The sequence below is a fragment of the Ruegeria sp. CDSB113 genome (assembly GCF_059611045.1).
This window is the reverse complement of record NZ_JBXWOU010000038.1, coordinates 1-1,358: the sequence shown is the minus strand read 5'-3', so window position 1 is coordinate 1,358 and position 1,358 is coordinate 1. Positions and strand designations below refer to the sequence as shown.

The following is a 1,358-nucleotide window of genomic DNA, read 5'->3' as shown; positions in this document are numbered from 1 at the left end:
TCTGTGGGTGGCTCCTGCATTGCAAGAACTTTTTGGTGATGTTTGCGGGTATTTTGTCAGTACCTTCGTCTGTCCGGCCTGTTCGTGCGGTGGTGTTCCGCTGGCCTTGATGAATTCCGCGAGCGAGGTTCCAATCGGGTTATCGGCCTTAGAAGAGGGCCGCTGCCATTCCCGGAGTGTCCTTGCTCTTGGTTGACTTAATTCCACATCATCATTTCAACGTCTTGCATCTCGAAGGCAGTCGGCGCGCTTAGAACGCGGGCTGCCGGTATTCTTGTTTCTTCGTAAGCATCGCCCAGATGGCCCGAGCGGCCTTGTTTGCCATCGCCGTTGTTGCCAATCGGAATGGTTTGTCTGCGATGATCTTCGCCGTCCACAGATCGACCTTCTCCGGTGAACGTTTCGCCATGACCGCGCGCGATGTCATGCCCACGACCAGCAACTTGCGAATGTAGCGATCACCCTGCTTCGTGATTTTGCCCAGACGTTCCTTGCCGCCGCTGGACTTGTTGAGCGGAGTCAGGCCCAACCACGCTGCAAGATCGCGGCCTGTCCGGAACTGATGCGCATCACCGATTGTGGCGACAATCGCTGACGCCGTGATCGGCCCAATGCCAGGCACGCGCATCAATCTGCGCGCGTCTGCATTCAGCAAGGCATGTTGCTCGATCATCTTGGAATAACCTTCGATGCGCGCGTTCAAGCCGATGAGCTGATAGCACTGGATACCAAGCATCCCGTTCGCGATTTCAGGCATGTCGGGTCGATCGCCGTTCAGATGGCGTTTTGCAAAAGCCGTCACCGCTTCGATCCCGATTGGCAAGATATGCCCAAACTCGCGCAACAGGCTGCGGATCATGTTGGCTATCTGTGTGCGCTGTCGGACGGCCAGATCTCGAGTCCGGTGGATTGAGAGAATGGCTTGCTGCTCTTCTGTCTTGATATCTACGAAGCGCATAGTCGGACGTCGGACCGCCTCGCAGATCGCTTCTGCGTCGACAGCATCGCTCTTTCCGCGCTTCACATATGGTTTGACATATCCGGCAGGCATGAGCTTCACATCATGGCCGAGCTTGCTCAGCTGACGGCCCCAATGATGGGATGAACCGCACGCTTCCATCCCGACCGTGCACGAAGGCAGCGTCTCAAAGAATGACAGCAGCTTCGCGCGCTTGATCGCCCTATTGAAAATAACGCGGCCATTCTCCGAAATGCCGTGCACTTGAAATACGTCCTTGGCCAAATCCAGGCCTACGGTCTTAACTGTCATTGGGTGGCTCCTTTCCTAGCAGTCGTTGACAACTGCACTTTGGCACATTCGATGCCGGTGGAGCAGGAGCCACCCACCTCATCCGGTT

General features: G+C 56.1%; 1 protein-coding gene. It reads right to left on the bottom strand.

Annotated features, from left to right (window positions below):
- Positions 1 to 250: 250 nt before the first annotated feature.
- The gene (locus tag AC2FIS_RS23155) at positions 251 to 1,270 is read right to left on the bottom strand and encodes an IS110 family RNA-guided transposase (protein ID WP_496775616.1); all 1,020 of its coding nucleotides are present in this window, start codon (positions 1,268 to 1,270) and stop codon (positions 251 to 253) included.
- Between the last annotated feature and the right edge of the window lie 88 nt (positions 1,271 to 1,358).